Source organism: Pseudomonas helmanticensis (assembly GCF_900182985.1).
Taxonomy (GTDB): Bacteria; Pseudomonadota; Gammaproteobacteria; order Pseudomonadales; family Pseudomonadaceae; genus Aquipseudomonas; species Aquipseudomonas helmanticensis.
In genome coordinates this window covers 3,720,230-3,742,154 of sequence record NZ_FXUY01000001.1, presented here as the reverse complement: position 1 = coordinate 3,742,154, position 21,925 = coordinate 3,720,230, and the positions used below count along the sequence as shown (strand labels likewise).

21 protein-coding genes are annotated in these 21,925 nt (G+C 60.3%); 13 read left to right on the top strand and 8 right to left on the bottom strand.

The window, feature by feature from the left end:
- Positions 1-100 precede the first annotated feature (100 nt).
- Genes asd through QOL84_RS16755 form a run of 3 tightly spaced genes read right to left on the bottom strand, consistent with a single transcriptional unit; the run spans position 101 to position 3,376 of the window.
- Positions 101-961 carry an archaetidylserine decarboxylase gene (gene asd, locus QOL84_RS16765; RefSeq protein WP_283437915.1) on the bottom strand — a complete coding sequence of 287 codons (861 nt, stop codon included), beginning with the start codon at positions 959-961 and terminating at the stop codon, positions 101-103.
- Between the two features lie 18 nt (positions 962-979).
- Entirely contained in the window at positions 980-1,795 is an 816-nt protein-coding gene (gene rhdA / locus QOL84_RS16760) for a thiosulfate sulfurtransferase (protein WP_283437914.1), read from the bottom strand.
- A gap of 42 nt (positions 1,796-1,837) precedes the next feature.
- Positions 1,838-3,376 (bottom strand): HDOD domain-containing protein, encoded by a 1,539-nt coding sequence (locus QOL84_RS16755; protein ID WP_283437913.1) that lies wholly within the window; start codon positions 3,374-3,376, stop codon positions 1,838-1,840.
- Positions 3,377-3,542: 166 nt separating this feature from the next.
- Here QOL84_RS16755 and motA point away from each other — a divergent pair, with 166 nt between their 5' ends.
- Both motA and motB read left to right on the top strand, forming a co-directional pair.
- Entirely contained in the window at positions 3,543-4,394 is an 852-nt protein-coding gene (gene motA, locus QOL84_RS16750) for a flagellar motor stator protein MotA (protein ID WP_007952169.1), read from the top strand.
- A gap of 3 nt (positions 4,395-4,397) precedes the next feature.
- Entirely contained in the window at positions 4,398-5,450 is a 1,053-nt protein-coding gene (gene motB, locus QOL84_RS16745; protein WP_283437912.1) for a flagellar motor protein MotB, read from the top strand.
- A 322-nt stretch (positions 5,451-5,772) separates the two neighbouring features.
- Here the strand turns inward: motB and QOL84_RS16740 are convergent, their stop codons facing one another.
- The 4 genes from QOL84_RS16740 to rsgA all read right to left on the bottom strand — a co-directional run bounded on the left by QOL84_RS16740 (position 5,773) and on the right by rsgA (position 8,869).
- Positions 5,773-6,258: a toll/interleukin-1 receptor domain-containing protein gene (locus QOL84_RS16740; protein WP_129388268.1), complete on the bottom strand. Its 486-nt coding sequence runs from the start codon at positions 6,256-6,258 to the stop codon at positions 5,773-5,775.
- The gene (locus QOL84_RS16735) at positions 6,258-7,217 is read right to left on the bottom strand and encodes a caspase family protein (protein WP_129388271.1); all 960 of its coding nucleotides are present in this window, start codon (positions 7,215-7,217) and stop codon (positions 6,258-6,260) included. Before QOL84_RS16735 ends, QOL84_RS16740 begins: the two co-directional genes overlap by 1 nt.
- 2 nt (positions 7,218-7,219) lie before the next feature.
- Positions 7,220-7,627 carry a TIR domain-containing protein gene (locus tag QOL84_RS16730; RefSeq protein WP_283437911.1) on the bottom strand — a complete coding sequence of 136 codons (408 nt, stop codon included), beginning with the start codon at positions 7,625-7,627 and terminating at the stop codon, positions 7,220-7,222.
- Positions 7,628-7,837: 210 nt separating this feature from the next.
- On the bottom strand, positions 7,838-8,869 hold the full coding sequence (gene rsgA / locus QOL84_RS16725) for a small ribosomal subunit biogenesis GTPase RsgA (RefSeq protein WP_129388278.1): 1,032 nt from the start codon (positions 8,867-8,869) through the stop codon (positions 7,838-7,840).
- A 107-nt stretch (positions 8,870-8,976) separates the two neighbouring features.
- Here rsgA and orn point away from each other — a divergent pair, with 107 nt between their 5' ends.
- Positions 8,977-9,519, top strand: a complete 543-nt coding sequence (orn, locus tag QOL84_RS16720) for an oligoribonuclease (RefSeq protein ID WP_053116764.1) — start codon at positions 8,977-8,979, stop codon at positions 9,517-9,519.
- A 174-nt stretch (positions 9,520-9,693) separates the two neighbouring features.
- Entirely contained in the window at positions 9,694-10,305 is a 612-nt protein-coding gene (locus QOL84_RS16715) for a trimeric intracellular cation channel family protein (RefSeq protein ID WP_129388284.1), read from the top strand.
- Positions 10,306-10,399: 94 nt separating this feature from the next.
- Here QOL84_RS16715 and queG read toward each other — a convergent pair whose 3' ends face one another.
- Positions 10,400-11,464 (bottom strand): tRNA epoxyqueuosine(34) reductase QueG, encoded by a 1,065-nt coding sequence (gene queG, locus QOL84_RS16710; RefSeq protein ID WP_129388287.1) that lies wholly within the window; start codon positions 11,462-11,464, stop codon positions 10,400-10,402.
- Positions 11,465-11,527: 63 nt separating this feature from the next.
- Here queG and QOL84_RS16705 point away from each other — a divergent pair, with 63 nt between their 5' ends.
- The 9 genes from QOL84_RS16705 (at position 11,528) to hflC (ending at position 21,612) form a co-directional block, all read left to right on the top strand.
- Positions 11,528-13,027 carry an NAD(P)H-hydrate dehydratase gene (locus QOL84_RS16705; protein ID WP_283437910.1) on the top strand — a complete coding sequence of 500 codons (1,500 nt, stop codon included), beginning with the start codon at positions 11,528-11,530 and terminating at the stop codon, positions 13,025-13,027.
- Complete coding sequence (tsaE, locus tag QOL84_RS16700) at positions 13,015-13,485, top strand: tRNA (adenosine(37)-N6)-threonylcarbamoyltransferase complex ATPase subunit type 1 TsaE (protein ID WP_283437909.1); 471 nt, start codon at positions 13,015-13,017, stop codon at positions 13,483-13,485. Before QOL84_RS16705 ends, tsaE begins: the two co-directional genes overlap by 13 nt.
- Positions 13,486-13,536: 51 nt before the next feature.
- A complete protein-coding gene (locus QOL84_RS16695) occupies positions 13,537-14,922 on the top strand; it encodes an N-acetylmuramoyl-L-alanine amidase (protein ID WP_430458734.1) in 1,386 nt (461 codons plus the stop codon).
- An 8-nt stretch (positions 14,923-14,930) separates the two neighbouring features.
- The gene (mutL, locus tag QOL84_RS16690) at positions 14,931-16,832 is read left to right on the top strand and encodes a DNA mismatch repair endonuclease MutL (protein ID WP_174823959.1); all 1,902 of its coding nucleotides are present in this window, start codon (positions 14,931-14,933) and stop codon (positions 16,830-16,832) included.
- Positions 16,832-17,803 carry a tRNA (adenosine(37)-N6)-dimethylallyltransferase MiaA gene (gene miaA, locus QOL84_RS16685; RefSeq protein ID WP_283437907.1) on the top strand — a complete coding sequence of 324 codons (972 nt, stop codon included), beginning with the start codon at positions 16,832-16,834 and terminating at the stop codon, positions 17,801-17,803. Before mutL ends, miaA begins: the two co-directional genes overlap by 1 nt.
- A gap of 95 nt (positions 17,804-17,898) precedes the next feature.
- On the top strand, positions 17,899-18,159 hold the full coding sequence (gene hfq / locus QOL84_RS16680) for an RNA chaperone Hfq (protein WP_007902656.1): 261 nt from the start codon (positions 17,899-17,901) through the stop codon (positions 18,157-18,159).
- A gap of 13 nt (positions 18,160-18,172) precedes the next feature.
- Entirely contained in the window at positions 18,173-19,474 is a 1,302-nt protein-coding gene (gene hflX, locus QOL84_RS16675) for a ribosome rescue GTPase HflX (RefSeq protein ID WP_122593812.1), read from the top strand.
- A 96-nt stretch (positions 19,475-19,570) separates the two neighbouring features.
- Positions 19,571-20,743 (top strand): FtsH protease activity modulator HflK, encoded by a 1,173-nt coding sequence (gene hflK, locus QOL84_RS16670; protein ID WP_129388302.1) that lies wholly within the window; start codon positions 19,571-19,573, stop codon positions 20,741-20,743.
- Entirely contained in the window at positions 20,743-21,612 is an 870-nt protein-coding gene (gene hflC, locus QOL84_RS16665; protein WP_034151639.1) for a protease modulator HflC, read from the top strand. The genes hflK and hflC overlap by 1 nt, the downstream gene beginning before the upstream one ends.
- The last annotated feature ends 313 nt before the right edge of the window (positions 21,613-21,925 follow it).

The following is a 21,925-nucleotide window of genomic DNA, read 5'->3' as shown; positions in this document are numbered from 1 at the left end:
GAGCTGCCGAAGGCTGCGATCTTTTGATGTTGATTTTAAAAACCAAGATCAAAAGATCGCAGCCTGCGGCAGCTCCTACAGGGATTGTGTGTTTCTAGAATCAGGCTTTTGGCACTGCCAGGCCTTGGCCCATCTGTACTGGAGAACCGGCTACCAGTTCTTCAGCCCATTTCACCTGATCCGGGCCGAACAGCACGACGGCAGTCGAACCCAGCTTGAAGCGGCCCAGCTCGGCGCCTTTTTCCAGATGGATCGGCGCACGCGCGGCTTCGTCGTAACGGAAGGTTTTCAGTTCACGCTTCGGCGGCGTGACCAGACCGGCCCAGACGGTTTCGATCGAAGCGACGATCATCGCGCCCACCAGTACAACGGCCATCGGCCCGCGCTCGGTGTCGAAAATGCACGCTACGCGCTCGTTGCGGGCAAACAGCTCCGGCACGTTTTCGGCGGTGGTCTGGTTGACCGAGAAGATCCGGCCCGGGATGTAAACCATCTCGCGCAAAGTGCCGGCCAACGGCATGTGCACGCGGTGGTAGTCCTTCGGCGACAGATAGATGGTGGCAAAATCGCCGCCCATGAACGGCGCCGCGTTGGCGGCATCACCGCCGAGCAATTCCAGCACGCTGAAGCTGTGGCCCTTGGCCTGGAATACGCGACCGTGCTCGATCGGGCCGAGCTGGCTGACCGCACCGTCGGCCGGGCTGAGGATCGCGCCCGGGGTTTCGTCCAGTGGGCGCGCGCCGTCTTTCAGAGCGCGGGTGAAGAAGGCGTTGAAGTGCTCGTAAGCGGTCAGGTCTTCGACCAGCGCTTGCGACATGTCCACCTGGTAACGCTTGGCGAACCACTGGGTGAAGGCATTCTTGAACCAGCGCACGCGGCACTCGGCAATGCAGCCGGCGAGGCGCGACAGCAGGTGATGAGGCAGCAGGTACTGGCTGAGGATAAACAGACGCTCTTTCATTAGTTGTCCTTAAAAACCTTAAATCTCGACAGGCGTGTCAGGGTGGTTGCCCCATTCGCCCCAGGAACCGGCGTAGCCCTTGACCCGCGGATACCCGAGGGACTTGGCCACCAGATAAGTGAAGCCCGACCGGTGATGGGTCTGGCAATGGGTAATGATTTCTTTGTCCTTGGTGATCCCGAGGTCTTCGAGGATCTGTGGCATGTCCGTACGAATGCGCAACTGACGGGCCTTGTCCATGCCGGCGGTCCATTCGAAATTGACCGCGCCGGGGATGTGCCCGGCCTTGGCGGCCAGCACTTTCTCGCCGGAGTATTCCAGCGGCCCGCGCGCGTCCCAGATCGCCAGATCGGCTGCACCGAGGCGGCTTTGCAGGTATTCACGGGTTGCGGTCGGCTCGTCGTGCAAGGTCAGCGCGACCGGGCCGCCCACTGCTGGTGGCACCTGGATCGACATCGGCATGCCATCTGCCAGCCATGCCGGCAAACCACCGTCTATATAGTGGTACTTGTCGTGACCGATCACGTCGAGCAGCCAGATGAAGCGCCCGGCCCAGCCGCCGCCTTCGTCGTCATACACGACGTAGACCGCGTCCTTGCGATGGCCCAGCTCACCGAACAATGCTTCCAGATCGGCTTTGGCCGGCAGCAAACCTGGCGCCGGCGGCTGGCCGAGCTGGGTACGTTTCGGGTCGACAAAGCGTGCACCGGGAAGGTGACCTTCGGTGTAGCGGGCGGGACTGGTCAGGTCCACCAGAATCAGGTTGCTGGCCTCAAGCCGAGGAAGCAAGTCGCTCGGTTCGATGACGAGCGGCAAGCCAGAGAAGTCAGACATGTGAGGTCTCCAGAGCACAAAGGGGAGGATTGTAGCGCAGCCTCATCGGCCACGGCTGCTAAAGCTTTGCAGGGCTTTTTCGATGCATTGCGCGGTTTTGCCAAAGGCTTGCACGCTGATATCGGCGAACGGCCCGCCGCCCTGGTCGGCGACGACGATCATGATCACCCGGCCGTTATTGACCAATGAACGCAAGAGCAGATGCTCGCCACGAAACAGTGCGCGCAGGCTCGGAGGCAGCAGGGCGGAAAACTGTGCGTTGTTGTCCTGGTTGATGCGCACCTGCGCTTGTTGCGCGAGCAGGCGTTGCAGCACGGTACTTTGACTGACGGCGAACGTCAGCGCAGCGGCTTCTTTTGGCAAACCATGCGTTTGTTGCACGCGCAGACTGGATTGCGTGCGGTCGGCCATCAGGATCAGCACCCGACGCATGCCGCTGGCAACCAATGCATCGCGGGCCGCAACGGTCAGGCTCATGGCATTGGTGAAGCGGCTCGGTTCTGCCAGCAGTTCGGCGCACTGCTTGCGCCATTGCGTCAGGTCTTCGGCGTTGGGCGCTGCGGCGGGCAACATGCCGGCCGGTAAGCGCCGGGTGCCCCACGGCCACAACAGCGAAACCGCCGGGTGCCACAAGTCTGGCATTGCATGATGACGGGCGCTGTTGGCGGCCTGCTGGTGCAATTGTTGCTGCACTTCATCCATCGAAATTTGCAGGTAAAGGCTGGTCAGGTACTGCCAGCGTTCGCTGTGCGGACTGTCCCAGGCCTGTTGCGCCGACAGCGCCAGACCATTGGCCAGTAGCACTGTGTTGGCCGGCTGATTGAGCCAGCGGCGCAATGTCGGGTCATCGTCGAGGCGGTTTTGCTGGCGCAACGGATGTTCGCTGTCGCGAGCGATGCGCAGCACTTTGACCAATTCGCGTTGTTCGCTGAGGAGCAGTTTGTAGCCCTGCTGAACCCAGATCGGCAGATGCCAGGCTTCGACCAGCGCGTCGGCGATTCTCAACAGGCGCACGCCAAACAATTGCTTTTCGACGGTGCGTGCCGACTCGCCCTTGTGGATAACCCGCAGTTCCCATTCTTCCAGCAACTGTGGATAGGTCAGCGCCAGCGGCCACAACGGCGACAGAAACAGCAGGCTGCCCCAATGAATGTCCTGCCACAGCCGCGCCAGGCGGCTGGCGAAAAAACCGTTGGCCTGTTGCGTCGCGTGCTGGCTGATCATCTGCAATTGGCGCAGGGCCTTGGGAATTTGCATCAGTGGCTCGGCGGGCAAGCGCGCGAGCAACTCTTCGGTACGCGCCAGGCCGAGACGGTTGATCGCCACTTCAAGATTTTCCGCCGGCGAAGCCATATTGCCGTGGGTGTGACGATTGGCCTCACGGATGATGCTCAAGGCCAGTGCGGGGCTGTCCTGCATCAGATCGGCAATGTCTCGCAGCGAGCTGCGATTGTCGCGAATCGCCCGGCAAACCTTGTCGTGAGCCTCTTGCGGTACGGGCAGTCGAACGCTGTCGAGCAGCTTGACCCAGCCGTCGAGCGTGGTCGGTTTTGCATGTGGGACGTTCGTTTCATTAGCCATGTCTGGAGGGGATCTTCACTGACTGTAGACGCGCCCGGCATGGGCTAAATTGGCTTTTCGCCTGAACTGGCTATAGTCTGGCGCAGTTTTGCCGATAAGTAGAAGAAGAGATTTTTTAACTTCCGAATATGACCTTGAACCCGACTCAGTAAGTACTTTCCTACCTATGGCTAAAATTATCGGCATCATCGTCGTATTCGCGAGCGTGCTCGGCGGATACGTGCTCTCCCACGGCAAGATTGCCGCCCTGATCCAGCCCTTCGAGGTGATGATTATCGGCGGTGCGGCCCTTGGCGCATTCCTCCAGGCCAACCCCGGCTACATGACGATGCACGTGCTCAAGAAATCCCTGAGCATGTTCAGTTCGCGCTTCAGCCACACTTTCTATCTGGAAGTGCTCGGCCTGATCTACGAGATTCTCAACAAAAGCCGCCGCGAAGGCATGATGGCCATCGAAGGCGACATTGAAGATGCCGCTGCGAGCCCGATCTTCGCCAAGTACCCGGCAGTGCTCAAAGATGAGCGCATGACCGCGTTCATCTGCGATTACCTGCGCATCATGTCGTCCGGCAACATGGCCCCGCACGAACTTGAAGGCCTGTTCGACATGGAGTTGTACAGCCTCAAAGAAGACCTCGAACACCCATCCCACGCGGTAAACGGTATTGCCGACGCCATGCCCGGTTTCGGCATCGTTGCGGCGGTACTCGGTATCGTGGTGACCATGGCATCCCTGGGTGAAGGCGACCAGAAGTCCATCGGCCTGCACGTCGGTGCGGCACTCGTGGGTACCTTCTTCGGTATTCTCGCGGCGTACGGTTTCTTCGGCCCGCTGGCGCACTCGCTGGCCCACGATGCCAAAGAAGAGCTGAACGTCTACGAAGCCATCAAGGCCTCGCTGGTGGCTTCGGCTTCCGGCATGCCGCCATCGCTGGCGGTCGAGTTCGGTCGCAAGGTTCTGTACCCGGCCCACCGTCCAAGCTTTGCCGAGCTGGAACAAGCCGTTCGCGGTCGCTAAGCCATGGAAAATAATCAGCCGATTATCATCAAGCGCGTCAAGCGCATAGCCGGCGGGCATCACGGCGGGGCGTGGAAAATCGCCTTCGCCGACTTCGCCACGGCGATGATGGCGTTCTTCCTGGTGTTGTGGCTGTTGTCCACCGCCACACCTGAGCAGAAGATCGCCATCGCCGGTTACTTCAAGGACCCGGTCGGCTTTTCCGAAAGCGGCACGCCGTACATCATCGATCTGGGCGGCACGCCGACCCTGGCGCCGGAAAACACCCTCAACCCGGAAGTGAAGTCGCAGCCGCAACCGGACAAGGTCACGGTCGACACCGAGCAGGTTGAAGGCATGGCCGAGCAGGTCGAGAAGGAACGTCTGGAACTGCTCCTGCAAGAACTGCAGAACAAGGTCGACGAGAACCCGCAACTGCAGAAATTCAAGGATCAGATCCTCTTCGAGATCACGCCGAACGGCTTGCGCATCCAGATCATGGACGCCGAGAACCGGCCGATGTTCGACTCGGGTTCTGCACGCCTGAAGCCGTACTTCGAAGACATCCTGCTGGCCATGGCCGACACCATCAAAGCGGTGCCGAACAAGATCAGCATCAGCGGCCACACCGACGCCAAGCCGTACACCGGCACCGGCGATTTCGGTAACTGGGAACTCTCGGCCAACCGTGCCAACGCGGCCCGTCGTGCCTTGGTCGCCGGTAGCTATCCGGATGCGCAAGTGGCGCGGGTCGTCGGTTATGCCTCGTCGGCGCTGTTCGACAAGGAAAACCCGTTCAACCCGGTCAACCGTCGTATCGACATCGTCGTGCTGACCAAGAAAGCCCAGGCTGCCATCGAAGGCTCGCAAGGTGCCGATCCGGCGAAACCGGCGGATCAAGGCCAGAACGGCGCCGCTCCGGCGACGCCGGTCGACCCGAACGCACTGCCGGCGGATCAGCAGCCGGTACCGGCGCACGAACTGCGCGAACGCCTGAACCTGTTCGACGACGCTGCACCGAAACCGGCCGAGCTGGGGAGTGCGGCGCCAGCGCCGGCTCCTGCGCCGAAGCAGTAAGAGACGAAAAAGCCGACAGAGATGTCGGCTTTTTTGTGGCTGTCGGTTTGGATCTTGTGCGGGACTTGAGATCCATCCCCCCTCACACCAGCCCTCTCCCCCAAGGGGTAGAGGGGGAAGGGAGCCGATCTTCATGCTGTTCAGAGTCTGCGTTTGACTGATGCAAGGGAGCAGATCTTTGTGCAGTTCAAAACCTGAGTACGACTCAGGAATTTCAGGTCGGCAAACCTCGCATATTCACCGCTGTCAGTCCCCTCTCCCTCCGGGCGGTCCGACGTTTCGGAAGGGCTAGGGTGAGGGGCTCTCAAGCCAAGCCGACCAATCAAAACCCCCGTCGAATCCTGCTCTTCAGCTGATCATGAAAGAGCTCGGCATTGCGCTTGTAAGTGCCCTTGGTGGATTCGCTGATCGAATCCAGCACCATCGAGCGCTTGTTCGATACTTCCTCCCGATAGGCATCGATAAAGAAATCGATGTCTTTATCCGTACTCAACTTCGGCCATTTATCCAGATACAGCGGCAGCTCCGCCGGCCCGGTCTTGAACGAGCAAATCCGCCGGTTGCTAATGGTCGCCTCACCAATCTCGAACGGCACCCACCACGACAAAGCAGTCCTCTCCGACACCACCGCGAGCAAGTGCGTGCATTCGGTGATGTTGCGCGTGATCACGCCGGTGATGTCGTCGGTGGTCTGCGACTCGGGGTCCAGCACATCCAGATAAGTCTTGATGTTGGCCTGCTTGAGGCGATTGTTGATCGCCACGGCATGCAGGCGATCCATGTGGCGGTAGCTGATGAAGACAGGCATCAGAAATGTCCTTTGAGCGCGAGTTCGCGGTAGTAGGCGCCGAGGGCGGTGAGGCGGCAGCCGGTGGAGTGGAGGGCGGCGTAGTACATGTGCTCGGCGTCGACCGGTTCGATCAGGCTGTGGCGATTGCACTTTTGCAGTTGCGCGAAGATTTCGCCGTGGTCCGGGTTGAAGTTGGCTTCGGTCGGCTCGTAGCTCGGGTCGAGCGGGTAAGTCGATTCGGCTTCGGCAAACCAGTCAGGCAGTTTGCGCAGGATCTCTTTGGGGATCAGCGGCGAGACTTCCCGCAGGGAAATGAATTGCGAGACGTTAGTCTTGAACACCGGACGTTGTTCCCAGGCGTCGAGCGCGTTGTCGACGAAGGAATACAGGCTGCCGGGAGTGATCTTGCCGAGGATGTTCGCCGCGCCACCGTGCAAGGCCTGCAGCAGCAACCCGGTAAACACGCCGTGTTGCGCACCTTCCATGGCCGGCTCTTCCTTTTTGCAAGCGGTGAGAATGGTCATGCCTTCGCCGACCACGCTGCTTTCACTGCGCAAGGCACGCACCTCGCCAGCGGCGCCGCTTTGGCAGCAATCGAGGATGATCACTTTGTTCTTGATGCGCGTGGCTTTGCTCGCCCAGTTGAGGATGTCGCTGATGCGGATACCGTCCTTGGCGTTGCGATAATCCTGGGGCAGCAGCATGCCTTCGTCATTGTCGGTGTCGAAGCCGCCGTGCCCGGCGAAATACAACAGCGCAACGTTGCAGTCGCCGGAAAACAGCTCGCGGATCTGATCTTCGAGCATCTCCCGGCCCAGGTAATCCTCAGCCGACGTCAGCACGACGTTCTTGAAGTTGGGGTCGCCATCGGCGTCGGTTTTCAGCACCGAGGCCATGGCCATGGCGTCATTGCTGCAACCGCTCAGGCGCGAAATATGCGTGTAGTCGTTGATGCCGATAAACAGTCCCTTGCGCATGTTCAGGCCGCCGTGTGCAGGCGGATCGCGCCGACGATGCTGTTGGTGTTCCACGCGCATTCGGCGTGTGCGGCGTTACGCACCACCGTGGAAATACGCTCGGCGCCGAACGGTTTCACCGCGATGATCACCTTGCCCATGCGCTTGGCGATCTCGATTTCCTTGTTGATCCACTTGCTGTAGGTCGAGTACATGCCAGCCATGATCAGCACCGCCGAGCACGGACGAATCTTGTTTTCGATGGCTTCTTCAAGCTGTTTGTCGGTCTGTGCGCCCATGATCGGGTTGTGCGTCGGCACCGAAAAATTCTTATAAGTGAAGTCGGGGTGGGCACTGAGCAGGCGCACCAGATTGTCGTGGGCGTGGGAGTAGTTCCACGAGTGGCTGATGAACAAATGGTAGGTTTGCATGGCAGATCCTCAAGGACGCGAAAGTGCGAAGAGGAACTGAATGTAGGCCTGTGAAACGCGCCGACAAGGTGTGCAGGAACAAAGAGAAATGTCCTGCAATCAGGCGTGCAGAAGTCCTACAGAAAAGCCTGATGTTTAAAAAGGACAGGGCTGTGTCAGATGCAGACCGACATCCGGCAGCCCTCGGGCGAGAGCCGCCGGTGCAGCTGTTTAATAGCCGTTTTCAGGCAGGCTGGCGATGATCGAGCGGTAGCTGTTCATGCGTTGTTGCTGCACGCGACCTTCTTCCAGCGCCTTGAGCAGTGCACAGCCTGGCTCGCGGTCGTGCTTGCAGTCGCGGAAACGGCAAGTGCCGAGCAGGTCGTCGAACTCGATGAAACCGGCTTCAACGTCGGCGCGGCTAACGTGGCCGAGGCCGAATTCGCGGATACCCGGGGAGTCGATCAACTCGCCACCGCCAGGGAAGTGGAACAGGCGCGCGGTGGTCGTCGTGTGCGTGCCCTGACCGGACAGCTCGGACAACGGCCCGACGCGGGTTTCAACTTCTGGCAGCAGGCTGTTGACCAGCGACGACTTGCCGACGCCGGACTGGCCGACGAACACGCTGATGCGCCCGTCGAGCTGCTGTTGCAGTTGTTCCATGCCGTTGCCGTGGTGCGCCGAGACTTCCAGCACTGGATAACCGAGCGTGCGATACACCGCCAGCAGCGCGTTGAGCGCCGGGGCGTTCTGCTCGTCGATCAGGTCGAATTTGTTCAGCAGCAGTAACGGGCGAATGCCGGCGTGTTCGGCGGCGACGAGATAGCGGTCGATCAGGTTGGCATGCGGCTCGGGCAGCGGGGCGAAGACGATGACGATCATGTCGACGTTGGCCGCCACCGGTTTCAACTGGCCACGGCTGTCCGGGCGGCAGAGTTCGGTGGTGCGCGGCAGTTGCGCGACGATCACACCGATACCTTGATTGCCGGCACGCCAGACGACCGTGTCGCCGGTCACCAGGGCTGGCAGGTTGGCGCGCAGGTGGCAACGGAATACCTGGCCGGCCTGATCGCCATCAGTGGCCTCGACCTCGACTTGCACACCGAAGTGGGCGATCACTAGGCCGGTCTGTTCCGGGCCCAAGTCGCCACCCTCGAGCGCTTCGACAGCCGAGGACTCGCGTTTGGCGGCGCGCGCTGCGCGCTCGCCTTGAATCTTTTCGATGCGCCAGTTTTGACGACGATTGAGTTGGCGTTTGGCCATGGGTGTTCCGTCTGAAGAATGCAGCGATTAGGTAAAACGGTCGCGAGTTTAGCACGCCCGGCCACTGGCCTAGGCTAAACTGCGCAGCATTGCCTAGGAGCCGAAATATGCAAAACCCGCAGAATCTGATCTGGATCGACCTGGAAATGACCGGTCTGGACCCGGACAACGATGTCATCATCGAAATGGCCACCATCGTCACCGACAGCGACCTCAACACGCTGGCCGAAGGCCCGGTGATCGCTATCCACCACAGCGACGAAGTTCTCGCGCGCATGGACGAATGGAACACTCGCACCCACGGTAATTCCGGCCTGACCCAGCGCGTGCGTGATAGCCGCATCAGCATGGCCGAAGCCGAAGCTGAAACCATCGCCTTCCTGGAAAAGTGGGTGCCGAAGGGCAAGTCGCCGATCTGCGGCAACAGCATCTGCCAGGATCGCCGCTTCCTTTATACCCACATGAAAGCGCTGGAAAGTTACTTCCACTACCGCAACCTCGACGTCTCCACGCTCAAGGAACTGGCGGCACGCTGGGCACCAGACGTGCGTGACAGCTTCAAGAAAGGCAGCACTCATCTGGCGCTGGACGATATCCGCGAATCGATCGCCGAGCTGCAGCACTACCGCAAGCACTTCATCAAATTCTGATGTAATCCCTGTAGGAGCTGCCGAAGGCTGCGATCTTTTGATCTTTTTTAAAAGCAAAATCAAAAGATCGCAGCCTTCGGCAGCTCCTACAGGGTTTTGTGTTTGCTGCGACGCCCTCTTTTGGTGCCGCACCGAAATGGCTAGACTGCGCGCCTTCCTGCCTGGATCGCCACCATGTTGCTGATGCTCTATCTCGTCGCCATCACCGCTGAAGCCATGACCGGCGCGCTGTCTGCCGGGCGTCGCGGCATGGACTGGTTTGGTGTGGTGCTGATCGCCTGCGTCACGGCGTTGGGCGGCGGTTCGGTGCGCGATGTGCTGCTTGGGCATTATCCGCTGACGTGGGTCAAACACCCGGAATACCTGGTGCTGACCTCGGTCGCCGCGATGTTCACCGTGTTCACCGCACGCTGGATGCGTCACCTGCGCTCGCTGTTTCTGGTGCTCGACGCCGTCGGCCTGGTGGCCTTCACCCTGATCGGCTGCATGACCGCACTGGAAATGGGTCACGGCATGCTGGTGGCTTCGGTCAGCGGCGTGATCACCGGGGTCTTCGGCGGCATCCTGCGCGACATCTTCTGCAACGACATCCCGCTGATCTTCCGCCGGGAACTGTATGCCAGCGTCTCGTTCGCGGCGGCGTGGTGCTACATGCTCTGCCTGTATCTGAACGTGCCGGGCGAGCAGGCGATTTTGATCACGCTGTTTGGCGGCTTCCTGCTGCGCTTGCTGGCGATCCGTTTCCACTGGGAAATGCCCAAGTTCGTTTACAACGATCAGCCCTGACGCGATCCCTGTGTAGGAGCTGCCGCAGGCTGCGATCTTTTGACGTTGTTTCAAGATCAAAAGATCGCAGCCTGCGGCAGCTCCTACAGGGGTGTTACGCGATTCCGTGTTGTTTCAGGGCCCATTCGACGTGTTCTTGCACCAGCTCCGACGGATAGTCCCGCCGCGCTTTCAACGCTTCCAGCACCGGAATGCTCGACGGCGCGTTACCCAGTCCCACCGCCAGATTGCGTAACCAGCGCTCATACCCGGCGCGGCGCAGCGGCGAGCCTTCGGTGCTGCTGAGAAACTTGTCCTCATCCCACAAAAACAGCTCGGCCAGTTCAGCGTTGTCTAGATTGTGCCGTGGCTTGAAGTCGCTTTCGCCAGAGGGTTTGGCGAAACGGTTCCACGGACAGCAAATCTGGCAGTCATCGCAGCCGAACACCCGGTTGCCGATCAGCGGGCGCAAATCTTCCGGAATCGCGTTTTTCAGTTCGATGGTCAGGTACGAAATGCAGCGTCGCGCGTCCAGCACATAGGGGCCGACAAAGGCATTGGTCGGACAAATGTCGAGGCAGGCGGTGCAGCGGCCGCAGTGTTCAGTGCTGTGTGGCTCGTCGACCGGCAACGGCAGATCGACGAACAACTCACTGAGAAAAAAATAACTGCCGGCCTTGCGGTTCAACACCAGGGTGTTTTTGCCGATCCAGCCCAGACCGGCCTGCTCGGCGATGGCTTTTTCCAGTACCGGCGCGCTGTCGACAAACGCACGAAAACCGAAGGGGCCGATCTCGGATTGAATCTTGTCGGCCAATTGTTGCACGCGTTTACGGATCAATTTGTGGTAATCGCGGCCCAAGGCATAACGCGACACGTAAGCTTTTTCCGGTTGCGCGAGCATTTGCGCCATTTGTGTGTCGCCGGGCAGGTAGTCCATGCGCAGCGAGACCACGCGCAAAGTACCCGGCACCAGTTCTTCCGGGTGCGAGCGTTTGCTGCCGTGGGCGCCCATGTAATCCATTTCGCCGTGGTAGCCGGCCTCGAGCCAGCGCGCAAGATGCTGCTCATGTTCGGCGAGATCCAGACCGCTGATGCCGACTTGTTGAAAGCCCAACTCGCGGCCCCAATTCTTGATCGATTGGGCGAGGGCGGGCAGGTCTGTGGTAATGGCGGACATGAGGCGAGAGAAACCGGAGCTGAGGTGCGTATAATTCTGCCAGACATCGGAGCCCGAAGACGCATGCCGCACACGAAAGATCAATTACCCGACGCGCTGTATGGCGCTGCACAGGTGCGCGAGCTCGATGCACGGCTGATTGCCGCCGGCACGCCGGGCTTCGAATTGATGCAGCGCGCCGCGCATGCGACGTGGCGCGCGCTGGTGCGGCAATGGCCGGCGGCGACTGAGCTGACCGTGCTGGCCGGGCATGGCAACAATGCCGGTGACGGTTATCTGGTTGCGGCGATGGCGCAGCGGGCCGGCTGGCAGGTGCGGGTTTTGGCGGTTGGCGAGCCTCAACGTTTGCAGGGCGATGCGGCGCAAGCGCATGCCGAAGCTGTGGCCGAAGGTGTTGCGGTGCAAGGCTGGCAAGCCCGGAGCGAACTGCGCGGGGTCATCCTCGATGCCTTGCTCGGTACCGGTCTCAACGGGGATGTGCGCGAGCCCTATCTGTCGGCGATCAAAACCATCAACGCCAGCGGTTTGCCGGTGACGGCCGTCGATATTCCTTCCGGGTTGTGTGCCGATACCGGGCATGTGCTGGGCGTCGCCGTGCAGGCCGATCTGACGGTGACCTTTATCGGGCTGAAAATCGGCCAGTTCACCGGCGACGCTGCGGACCACGTCGGCTCGTTACTGTTTAATGATCTGCAAGCCAGCGCCGACATCTATCGTGACATGCCCGTTATCGCCCGACGGCTCAGCCCGGCTAATCTTCCGAGGCTGGCGGCGCGTGCCCCGGCTGCGCACAAGGGACACTTCGGTCATGTGCTGCTGATCGGTGGCGATCACGGTTTTGGCGGAGCGATTTTACTCAGCACCGAAACCGCTTTGCGCAGCGGCGCAGGCATGGTTTCGCTGGCGACCCGCCCTGAGCACGTCCCGGCAGCGTTGACGCGAGTCCCGGAAGCCATGGCGCTGGGTACATCGTCGGCCAATCAATTGATGGGACTGCTGGAAAAGGTGTCGGTATTGGTCGTCGGCCCCGGTCTTGGTCAGGCCAGTTGGGGCCGTGCGTTACTGTCGGCGGCAGCCAATGCGGGATTGCCGCAGGTCTGGGACGCCGATGCACTGAATTTGCTCGCAAGCGGTTTCGTCGATCTGCCGAAGGATTGCGTGATCACGCCGCATCCGGGCGAGGCGGCGCGGTTGCTGGGGGTCGGTACTGCCGAGGTGCAGGCTGATCGCCCGGCGGCAGCGCTGGCATTGAGCAAAAAATATACAGCGGTGGTGGTGCTCAAGGGTGCCGGTAGTCTGATCGCTCATCCCGACGGCCGCTTGGCGTTGTGTCACCAAGGTCATCCGGCCATGGCGACGGCGGGTCTCGGTGATGTACTGGCCGGCTTGACCGGCGCGTTGCTGGCGCAAGGCATGGACGGTTTCGATGCCGCCTGCCTGGCGGTCTGGCTGCACGCCAATGCGGGCATACAACAAGGAAAATTCGGCCGTGGGCTGGCGGCCAGTGATCTGATTCCAGCCATTCGTCAGTTGTTGGAGGAGCAAGCACCGTGTCTGAAGTAACCCTGTACCTGGCCGATGAACAGGCGATGAGCGACTTTGGCGCACGGATCGCCCGCGTGACCCAGGGCCATGGCCTGATTTTCCTCGAAGGCAACCTGGGAATGGGCAAAACCACCCTGTCGCGGGGCATCATTCGCGAGTTGGGTCATGTTGGCGCGGTAAAAAGTCCGACCTTCACGTTGGTCGAGCCCTACGAAATCGGTGACATCCGCGCCTTCCACTTTGATCTGTATCGCTTGGTCGATCCGGAAGAACTGGAGTTTCTCGGCATCCGCGACTACTTCGACGACGATGCCCTGTGCCTGATCGAGTGGCCCGATAAAGGTGCAGGCTTTTTGCCAAAGCCCGACCTGACCATTACCATTAGCCCGCAAGACAGCGGGCGTTCGCTGAAAATTTTATCCCAGGGCTCGCGTGGCGAGGCCTGGTGTGCCGCTTTGGCATTGGAATCCAATTAAATGATGGGGTTAGGTATGCGCTTTCGCGCGTTGGTGGCTGCCGCTGGACTGATGTTGATGGCAGTAACCGTCAACGCTGTGGCCGATTCAAAGGTCAACAGCGTGCGCCTGTGGCGGGCGCCGGATAACACGCGACTGGTCTTCGACCTCAGCGGCCCGGTGCAGCACAGCGTTTTTACCCTGACCGCTCCGGATCGGCTGGTGATCGACATCAATGGTGCCACCCTCGGTGCGCCACTGAATGTGCCGACCGCAAACACGCCGATCACTGCGATGCGCTCGGCCCAGCGTACGCCGACCGATCTGCGGGTGGTCATCGACCTGAAGAAAGCCGTCACCCCGAAAAGCTTCTCGCTGGCGCCTAATGCGCAGTACGGCAACCGTCTGGTGGTCGATCTGTTCGACAACCCGGCCGACGCCGCGCCGCCACCTGCGCCAATACCAACGCCACAGGTGGCAACCCTGCCGGCAGTCCCGGTGACGCCGACAGAACCTGCAATCAAGCTGCCGCCAGCCCCGGCCGGCAAGCGCGACATCGTCGTGGTGATCGACGCCGGCCACGGTGGCGAAGACCCGGGTGCGTCCGGCTCGCGCGGCCAGCGTGAGAAAGACGTGGTGTTGCAGATCGCCCGCGAATTGCAGCGTCAGGTCAACGGCATGAAAGGCTTCCGCGCCGAACTGACCCGTACTGGCGACTACTTCATTCCGTTGCGCGGCCGTACCGAAATTGCCCGCAAGAAGGGCGCCGACCTGTTCGTCTCGATCCACGCCGACGCCGCGCCATCTGCCGCAGCCTTCGGTGCATCGGTGTTTGCCCTGTCTGATCGTGGCGCCACTTCGGAGACCGCGCGTTGGCTGGCCGACAGCGAAAACCGTTCTGACTTGATCGGTGGTGCCGGCAACGTCAGCCTCGACGACAAGGACCGCATGCTCGCCGGCGTGCTGCTCGATCTGTCGATGACCGCGTCGTTGACCTCCAGCCTCAACGTCGGCCAGAAGGTCCTGACCAACATCGGTCGCGTTACGCCGCTGCACAAACAGCGCGTGGAACAGGCCGGGTTCATGGTGCTGAAGTCGCCGGATATTCCGTCGATCCTGGTCGAAACCGGGTTCATCTCCAACGCCAACGAAGCCAACAAGCTCTCGGCATCGAGCCACCAGCAAGCGCTGGCGCGTTCGATCAGCAGCGGCGTGCGTCAGTTCTTCCAGCAGAATCCGCCACCGGGCACCTACATCGCCTGGCTGCGTGATTCCGGCAAGATCGCCCAAGGCCCGCGCGATCACCGTGTCGGCCCGGGTGAAACGCTGGCGATGATCGGCGTGCGCTATCAGGTGTCGCCGGCCACATTGCGCAGTGCGAACAACCTGAAAAGCGATGAGTTGAAAGTCGGCCAGCACCTGACCATTCCTGGCACCGAACTGGCGTCCAAAGAATGAACGAAGTGCTGAACGCTGCCGCGCGCATCGAACTGCTCAGCCCACGGCTGGCGAACCAGATCGCCGCCGGTGAGGTGGTCGAACGCCCGGCCTCGGTGATCAAGGAGTTGCTGGAAAACAGCCTCGACTCCGGTGCCAAGCGTATCGATGTCGACGTTGAGCAGGGCGGCGTCAAGCTGCTGCGCGTACGCGACGATGGCAGCGGTATTTCCGCCGATGACCTGCCGCTGGCGCTGGCCCGTCACGCCACCAGCAAGATCCGCAACCTCGAAGATCTTGAGCAGGTGATGAGCCTCGGTTTTCGCGGTGAGGCACTGGCGTCGATCAGTTCTGTGGCGCGCCTGACCCTGACCTCGCGCACCCGCGATGCCGATCAGGCCTGGCAAGTTGAAACCGAAGGCCGCGACATGGCACCTCGGGTACAACCGGCGGCGCACCCGGTCGGCACCTCGGTGGAAGTTCGCGACCTGTTCTTCAACACCCCGGCGCGGCGCAAATTTCTCAAGACCGAAAAAACCGAATTCGATCACCTGCAAGAAGTGATCAAACGTCTGGCGCTGGCGCGTTTCGACGTCGCGTTCCATCTGCGCCACAACGGCAAAACCATCCTCAGCCTGCACGAGGCCCACGATGATGCGGCTCGCGCCCGGCGTGTGGCGGCGATTTGCGGTTCGGGTTTCCTCGAGCAGGCGTTGCCGATCGAGATCGAGCGCAACGGTTTGCACCTGTGGGGCTGGGTCGGTTTGCCGACCTTCAACCGCAGCCAGGCGGATTTGCAGTATTTCTTCGTGAATGGCCGGGCGGTGCGCGACAAACTGGTCGCTCACGCCGTGCGTCAGGCCTATCGCGACGTGCTGTTCAACGGTCGTCATCCGACCTTTGCGCTTTTTTTTGAAGTGGATCCGGCAGCCGTCGACGTCAACGTGCATCCGACCAAACACGAAGTGCGCTTCCGTGACGGGCGCATGGTGCATGACTTCCTTTACGGCACGCTGCACCGCGCATTGGGCGATGTGCGTCCGGAAGATCAGTTGGCCGGCTCGGTGACCACTGCCATCGTCCGCCCGACCGGCCTTGATGCCGGTGAATTCGGTCCGCAAGGTGAAATGCGTCTGGCGGCCAACGCTTTGCTGGAACAGCCGCAGGCGCAACCGGCGTTCAATACCACGTCCGGCGCCAGTGCCGGTGGCGCTTATCAGTATCAATACACACCGCGTCCGCAATCGGCGATGCCGCCGGCTGCCGAGGCTCAGGCTGCGTATCGCGAGTTTTTCGCACCGCTGCCTGAGGCCAATGCCAATGCGCTGCCGGCCGGGCAGGAAGACATTCCCCCGCTCGGTTACGCACTGGCGCAGCTCAAGGGCATCTACATTCTGTCCGAGAATGCCCAAGGCCTGGTGCTGGTGGACATGCATGCCGCCCACGAGCGGATCATGTACGAACGCCTGAAAATCGCCATGGCCAGCGAAGGCTTGAGCGGCCAGCCGTTGCTGGTGCCGGAGTCGCTGGCGGTCAGTCAGCGCGAAGCCGATTGTGCTGAAGAGCACGCGGCATGGTTCCAGCGCCTGGGCTTCGAATTGCAGCGTCTGGGTCCGGAGACCTTGGCGATCCGTCAGATTCCGGCCTTGTTGAAGCAGGCTGAAGCCAACCGTCTGGTCGGCGACGTGCTGTCGGACCTGATGGAATACGGCACCAGCGACCGCATTCAAGCGCACCTCAACGAATTGCTCGGCACCATGGCCTGCCACGGCGCGATCCGCGCCAACCGGCGCTTGGCCCTGCCGGAAATGAACGGCCTGCTGCGTGACATGGAAAACACCGAGCGCAGCGGTCAATGCAACCATGGCCGACCGACCTGGACCCAACTGGGCCTGGACGATCTCGACAAACTGTTCCTGCGCGGTCGTTGATGAACCAGCTCCCTCCAGCGATTTTCCTGATGGGCCCGACCGCTGCGGGCAAGACCGACCTGGCCATCGAACTGACCAAAGTGCTGCCCTGCGAGCTGATCAGTGTCGATTCGGCGCTGGTCTATCGCGGCATGGACATCGGCACCGCCAAGCCTTCGAAAGAACTGCTGGCCGAATTTCCGCACCGTCTGATCGATATTCTCGATCCGGCCGAAGCCTATTCGGCTGCGGATTTCCGTCGCGATGCCTTGCAGGCCATGGCTGAAATCACCGCGCGCGGAAAAATTCCGCTGCTGGTCGGCGGCACAATGCTCTATTACAAGGCTTTGGTCGAAGGCCTGGCGGATATGCCAGCGGCCGATCCGGAGATCCGCGCGCAGATCGAAGAAGAAGCTGCACGCCTTGGCTGGCAGGCCTTGCACGATCAATTGGCGGTCATCGACCCGGTGTCGGCGGCGCGGATTCACCCGAACGATCCGCAACGCTTGAGTCGCGCGCTGGAAGTTTATCGAATCAGCGGTCAGAGCATGACTGCCCTGCGCCAGCAACAATCTGCGCAAAGTACTGAAGCAGCCGCTTCGGGACTGCAACAATTGCCCTATACTGTCGCGAACTTGGCCATTGCTCCGGCAAATCGGCAGGTACTGCACGAGCGCGTTAAACAAAGATTCACAAATATGTTGGAACAGGGATTCATCGACGAGGTCGTAGCCCTGCGTAAAAGAAGTGACCTGCATTCGGGGTTGCCGTCTATACGTGCGGTAGGCTACCGCCAAGTCTGGGATTACCTGGATGGCACGCTGTCGTTAGCTGAAATGCAGGAACGCGGCATCATTGCCACGCGTCAGTTGGCCAAACGCCAGTTCACCTGGCTGCGCAGCTGGGAAGATTTACACTGGCTGGACAGTCTTGATTGCGACAATCTGCCACGCGCCTTGAAATACCTTGGGACCATCTCCATATTGAGCTGAGTCCTTGCAATTGCCGTCTATCCTTGGGGGTGTGGCGGCTAAAGCCATCTGAATTACCTATTTTTTATTATTGAATCCTTAAAGGAGTGCGGCACATGTCAAAAGGGCATTCGCTACAAGACCCTTACTTGAATACTTTACGTAAAGAGAAAGTTGGGGTTTCCATCTACCTGGTCAACGGTATCAAACTGCAAGGCACGATCGAGTCGTTCGACCAGTTCGTGATCCTGCTGAAAAACACCGTAAGCCAGATGGTTTACAAACACGCTATCTCGACAGTAGTGCCAGTGCGTCCAATTCGTCTGCCTAGCGCAACCGAATCCGAAGCAGGTGACGCTGAGCCAGGTAACGCCTGATAGGAGTCTCCTTTTGTTCTTTGAGCGCCACGGTGGTGGTGAACGGGTCATCCTCGTTCACTTGGATGGACAGGACCCTGAGGCGCGCGAAGATCCGCAGGAGTTTCAGGAACTGGCTAATTCGGCGGGCGCCGAGACCGTTGCGTTTTTTAACGTGCCGCGTCATCGGCCTACCGCCAAGTTCCTGATTGGCAGCGGCAAGGTCGAGGAGTTGCGCGACCTGGTCAAAGCCGAAGAAGCCGATCTGGTGATTTTCAATCACATCCTCACGCCCAGTCAGGAACGTAACCTCGAACGTGTTTTCGAGTGTCGCGTGATCGACCGTACCGGTCTGATTCTCGATATTTTCGCCCAGCGCGCCCGTACCCATGAAGGCAAGCTCCAGGTAGAACTGGCCCAGCTTGACCACATGAGCACGCGGCTGGTTCGTGGCTGGACTCACCTTGAGCGTCAGGGTGGTGGTATCGGTATGCGCGGCCCGGGTGAAACCCAGCTCGAAACCGACCGCCGTTTGCTGCGCGTGCGTCTGCGCCAGATCAAGGGCCGACTGGAGAAAGTGCGCAGCCAGCGCGAGCAATCGCGACGTGGCCGCTCCCGTGCGGATATCCCTACCGTGTCTCTGGTGGGCTATACCAACGCCGGTAAATCCACACTCTTCAACAACGTGACGAAGTCCGACGTGTACGCGGCTGACCAGTTGTTCGCCACGCTCGACCCGACCCTGCGCCGTCTTGATATTGACGACCTGGGGCCGATTGTCCTGGCCGACACGGTGGGATTCATTCGGCACTTGCCGCACAAGCTGGTCGAGGCATTTCGGTCTACGCTCGAAGAGTCGAGCAATTCCGACCTGCTGTTGCACGTGATCGATGCGGCCGAACCGGATCGCATGTTGCAGATTGAACAGGTGATGGTGGTGCTGGGCGAGATTGGCGCCCAGGACTTGCCGATCCTCGAGGTCTATAACAAACTCGATTTGCTTGAAGGCGTTGAGCCACAAATCCAGCGCGACGAAAACGGCAAGCCCCAGCGGGTCTGGCTGTCGGCGCGTGATGGTTCGGGTCTGGAGCTGCTTGAACAAGCGATTGCCGAGTTACTTGGCAGTGATTTGTTCATCGGTACCTTGCGCTTGCCGCAACGATTCGCCCGACTGCGTGCGCAGTTCTTCGAACTCGGTGCGGTGCAGAAAGAAGAACACGACGAAGAAGGCATCAGTTTGCTGGCCGTTCGTTTGCCCCGTGTCGAGTTGAATCGACTGGTAAGTCGCGAAGGATTGCAGCCGATGGAATTCATCGAGCAACACACTTTGCAATAAAAGCCTGAAAAAGCGGTTGTGCCGTAACGGCAGGCATTCTGTAGCATTGGTCGGCGCGCCGTGGGTGCGTCTTTGCTTTATCAGATGGAGAGCGCTATGGCTTGGAATGAGCCGGGTGGCAACTCGAATAATCAGGATCCTTGGGGTGGCAAACGCCGCAATAACGGCGACCGCAAGGGGCCACCAGATCTCGACGAGGCCTTCCGAAAGCTGCAGGAAAGCCTGAACGGGTTGTTCGGTGGTGGTAAGAAACGTGGTGATGACGGCGGTGGTTCGGGCAAGAGCAGTGGCGGCTTCGGCGGTCTGCTCGGCATCGGCCTCGTCGTGCTGGCGGCCGTCTGGCTGTACAGCGCGGTCTACGTGGTCGACGAGCAGGAGCAAGCCGTGGTGCTGCGCTTCGGCAAGTACTACGAAACCGTTGGCCCGGGTCTGAACATCTACTTCCCGCCGATCGACAAGAAGTACATGGAAAACGTAACGCGTGAGCGTGCGTACACCAAGCAGGGCCAGATGCTGACCGAAGACGAGAACATCGTCGAAGTGCCGCTGACCGTGCAGTACAAGATCAGCAACCTGCAGGATTTCGTGCTGAACGTCGATCAGCCGGAAATCAGCCTGCAGCATGCGACCGACAGCGCCCTGCGCCACGTGGTGGGTTCTACCGCCATGGACCAGGTGCTGACCGAAGGTCGTGAATTGATGGCCAGCGAAATCAAGGAGCGTCTGCAACGTTTCCTCGATACCTATCGCACCGGTATCACCGTCACTCAGGTCAACGTACAGAGCGCAGCCGCACCGCGTGAAGTACAGGAAGCCTTCGATGACGTGATCCGCGCCCGTGAAGACGAGCAGCGTTCGCGCAACCAGGCTGAAACCTACGCCAACGGCGTCGTGCCGGAAGCCCGTGGTCAGGCCCAGCGCATCCTCGAAGATGCCAACGGCTACCGTGACGAAACGGTCTCGCGCGCCAAGGGTGAGGCCGACCGCTTCACCAAACTGGTCGCCGAGTATCGCAAGGCACCCGAAGTGACCCGCCAGCGTCTGTACCTCGACACCATGCAGGAAGTCTTCAGCAACACCAGCAAAGTACTCGTGACCGGCAACAAGAACGGCCAGAGCAACCTGTTGTACTTGCCGTTGGACAAAATGATTCAGAACAATCCAGGTAACAGTGGGCCTGTGACCGGTTCGGCCGCCGCCGGCAACAACACGGATGTCACGCCGCACGTCACTGACCTGCCGCAGTCGCGCACAAGGGAGACCCGCTGATGAGCAATAAATCGCTGATCGCCCTGATCGTTGGCGTCGTTGTGGTATTGGTCGGCTGGAACTGCTTCTACATCGTCGCTCAGACCGAGCGTGCGGTGCTGCTGCAATTCGGTCGTGTGGTTCAGGCCGATGTTCAGCCAGGCTTGCATGTGAAAGTGCCTTACGTTAACCAGGTGCGTAAATTCGACGCACGTCTGATGACGCTTGATGCACCGACGCAGCGCTTCCTGACCCTGGAAAAGAAAGCCGTGATGGTCGATGCCTACGCCAAGTGGCGCGTGAAAGATGCCGAGCGCTTCTACACCGCGACTTCCGGCCTCAAGCAAATCGCCGACGAGCGTCTGTCCCGTCGTCTGGAATCCGGCCTGCGTGACCAGTTCGGCAAGCGCACCCTGCACGAAGTGGTGTCGGGTGAGCGTGATGCGCTGATGGCTGACATCACCGCGTCGCTGAACAAGATGGCGGAAAAAGAGCTGGGTATCGAAGTCGTCGATGTCCGGGTCAAGGCCATTGATCTGCCGAAAGAAGTGAACCGCAGCGTGTTCGAACGTATGAGCACCGAGCGTGAGCGTGAAGCTCGCGAGCACCGCGCCAAGGGTAACGAGCTGGCTGAAGGCATCCGTGCCGACGCCGACCGTCAACGCCGCGTGTTGCTGGCTGAAGCCTATCGTGAATCCGAAGAGGTTCGCGGTGATGGTGATGCCCAGGCCGCTGCGATCTACTCCAAGGCTTATGGTCAGGATCAGGAGTTCTACGGTTTCTACCGTAGCCTGCGCGCCTACCGTGAAAGCTTCGCGAACAAATCCGACGTCCTGGTCCTCGACCCAAGCAGCGACTTCTTCCGTTACCTGGAAAAGTCCAAGCCTTGATACGACGTTGACCTGAATCATTCCGCCCGGCGGCTAAAACCTCGGGCGGGGTGATCCTTTGGGAAAACGTGTGTATGATGCGGCAGCCGGGAAATTCCCGGCTTTTTTGCGTCTGCACGTTTGATTGCTGTTTTTTGTTGCAGGCATCGGGTTGAATGGCCCGAGAGTATTTCGAGGAAAGTGATGGGCGAAGCCGGTAACAGGCCTTTCGCCGCGTCGTTCATGCGCGTGCGTTTTGAACGGGTCGGTCATTTTCTGCTTCACTCAAGGCTCGCCCGCAGGCTGGCCGCCCGGATCAAAGGGGAATGGCGTA

Excerpts from the sequence above, each read along its gene's own strand:
- motB (WP_283437912.1), top strand. The coding sequence starts at position 4,398 with ATGGAAAATAATCAGCCGATTATCATCAAGCGCGTCAAGCGCATAGCC.
- miaA (WP_283437907.1), top strand. The coding sequence starts at position 16,832 with ATGAACCAGCTCCCTCCAGCGATTTTCCTGATGGGCCCGACCGCTGCG.
- hflK (WP_129388302.1), top strand. The coding sequence starts at position 19,571 with ATGGCTTGGAATGAGCCGGGTGGCAACTCGAATAATCAGGATCCTTGG.
- rsgA (WP_129388278.1), bottom strand. The coding sequence starts at position 8,869 with ATGGCCAAACGCCAACTCAATCGTCGTCAAAACTGGCGCATCGAAAAG.
- QOL84_RS16715 (WP_129388284.1), top strand. The coding sequence starts at position 9,694 with ATGTTGCTGATGCTCTATCTCGTCGCCATCACCGCTGAAGCCATGACC.
- queG (WP_129388287.1), bottom strand. The coding sequence starts at position 11,464 with ATGTCCGCCATTACCACAGACCTGCCCGCCCTCGCCCAATCGATCAAG.
- rhdA (WP_283437914.1), bottom strand. The coding sequence starts at position 1,795 with ATGTCTGACTTCTCTGGCTTGCCGCTCGTCATCGAACCGAGCGACTTG.
- orn (WP_053116764.1), top strand. The coding sequence starts at position 8,977 with ATGCAAAACCCGCAGAATCTGATCTGGATCGACCTGGAAATGACCGGT.
- QOL84_RS16695 (WP_430458734.1), top strand. The coding sequence starts at position 13,537 with ATGTTGATGGCAGTAACCGTCAACGCTGTGGCCGATTCAAAGGTCAAC.
- hfq (WP_007902656.1), top strand. The coding sequence starts at position 17,899 with ATGTCAAAAGGGCATTCGCTACAAGACCCTTACTTGAATACTTTACGT.
- motA (WP_007952169.1), top strand. The coding sequence starts at position 3,543 with ATGGCTAAAATTATCGGCATCATCGTCGTATTCGCGAGCGTGCTCGGC.
- QOL84_RS16740 (WP_129388268.1), bottom strand. The coding sequence starts at position 6,258 with ATGCCTGTCTTCATCAGCTACCGCCACATGGATCGCCTGCATGCCGTG.
- QOL84_RS16730 (WP_283437911.1), bottom strand. The coding sequence starts at position 7,627 with ATGCAAACCTACCATTTGTTCATCAGCCACTCGTGGAACTACTCCCAC.
- hflC (WP_034151639.1), top strand. The coding sequence starts at position 20,743 with ATGAGCAATAAATCGCTGATCGCCCTGATCGTTGGCGTCGTTGTGGTA.
- QOL84_RS16755 (WP_283437913.1), bottom strand. The coding sequence starts at position 3,376 with ATGGCTAATGAAACGAACGTCCCACATGCAAAACCGACCACGCTCGAC.
- asd (WP_283437915.1), bottom strand. The coding sequence starts at position 961 with ATGAAAGAGCGTCTGTTTATCCTCAGCCAGTACCTGCTGCCTCATCAC.
- QOL84_RS16705 (WP_283437910.1), top strand. The coding sequence starts at position 11,528 with ATGCCGCACACGAAAGATCAATTACCCGACGCGCTGTATGGCGCTGCA.
- QOL84_RS16735 (WP_129388271.1), bottom strand. The coding sequence starts at position 7,217 with ATGCGCAAGGGACTGTTTATCGGCATCAACGACTACACGCATATTTCG.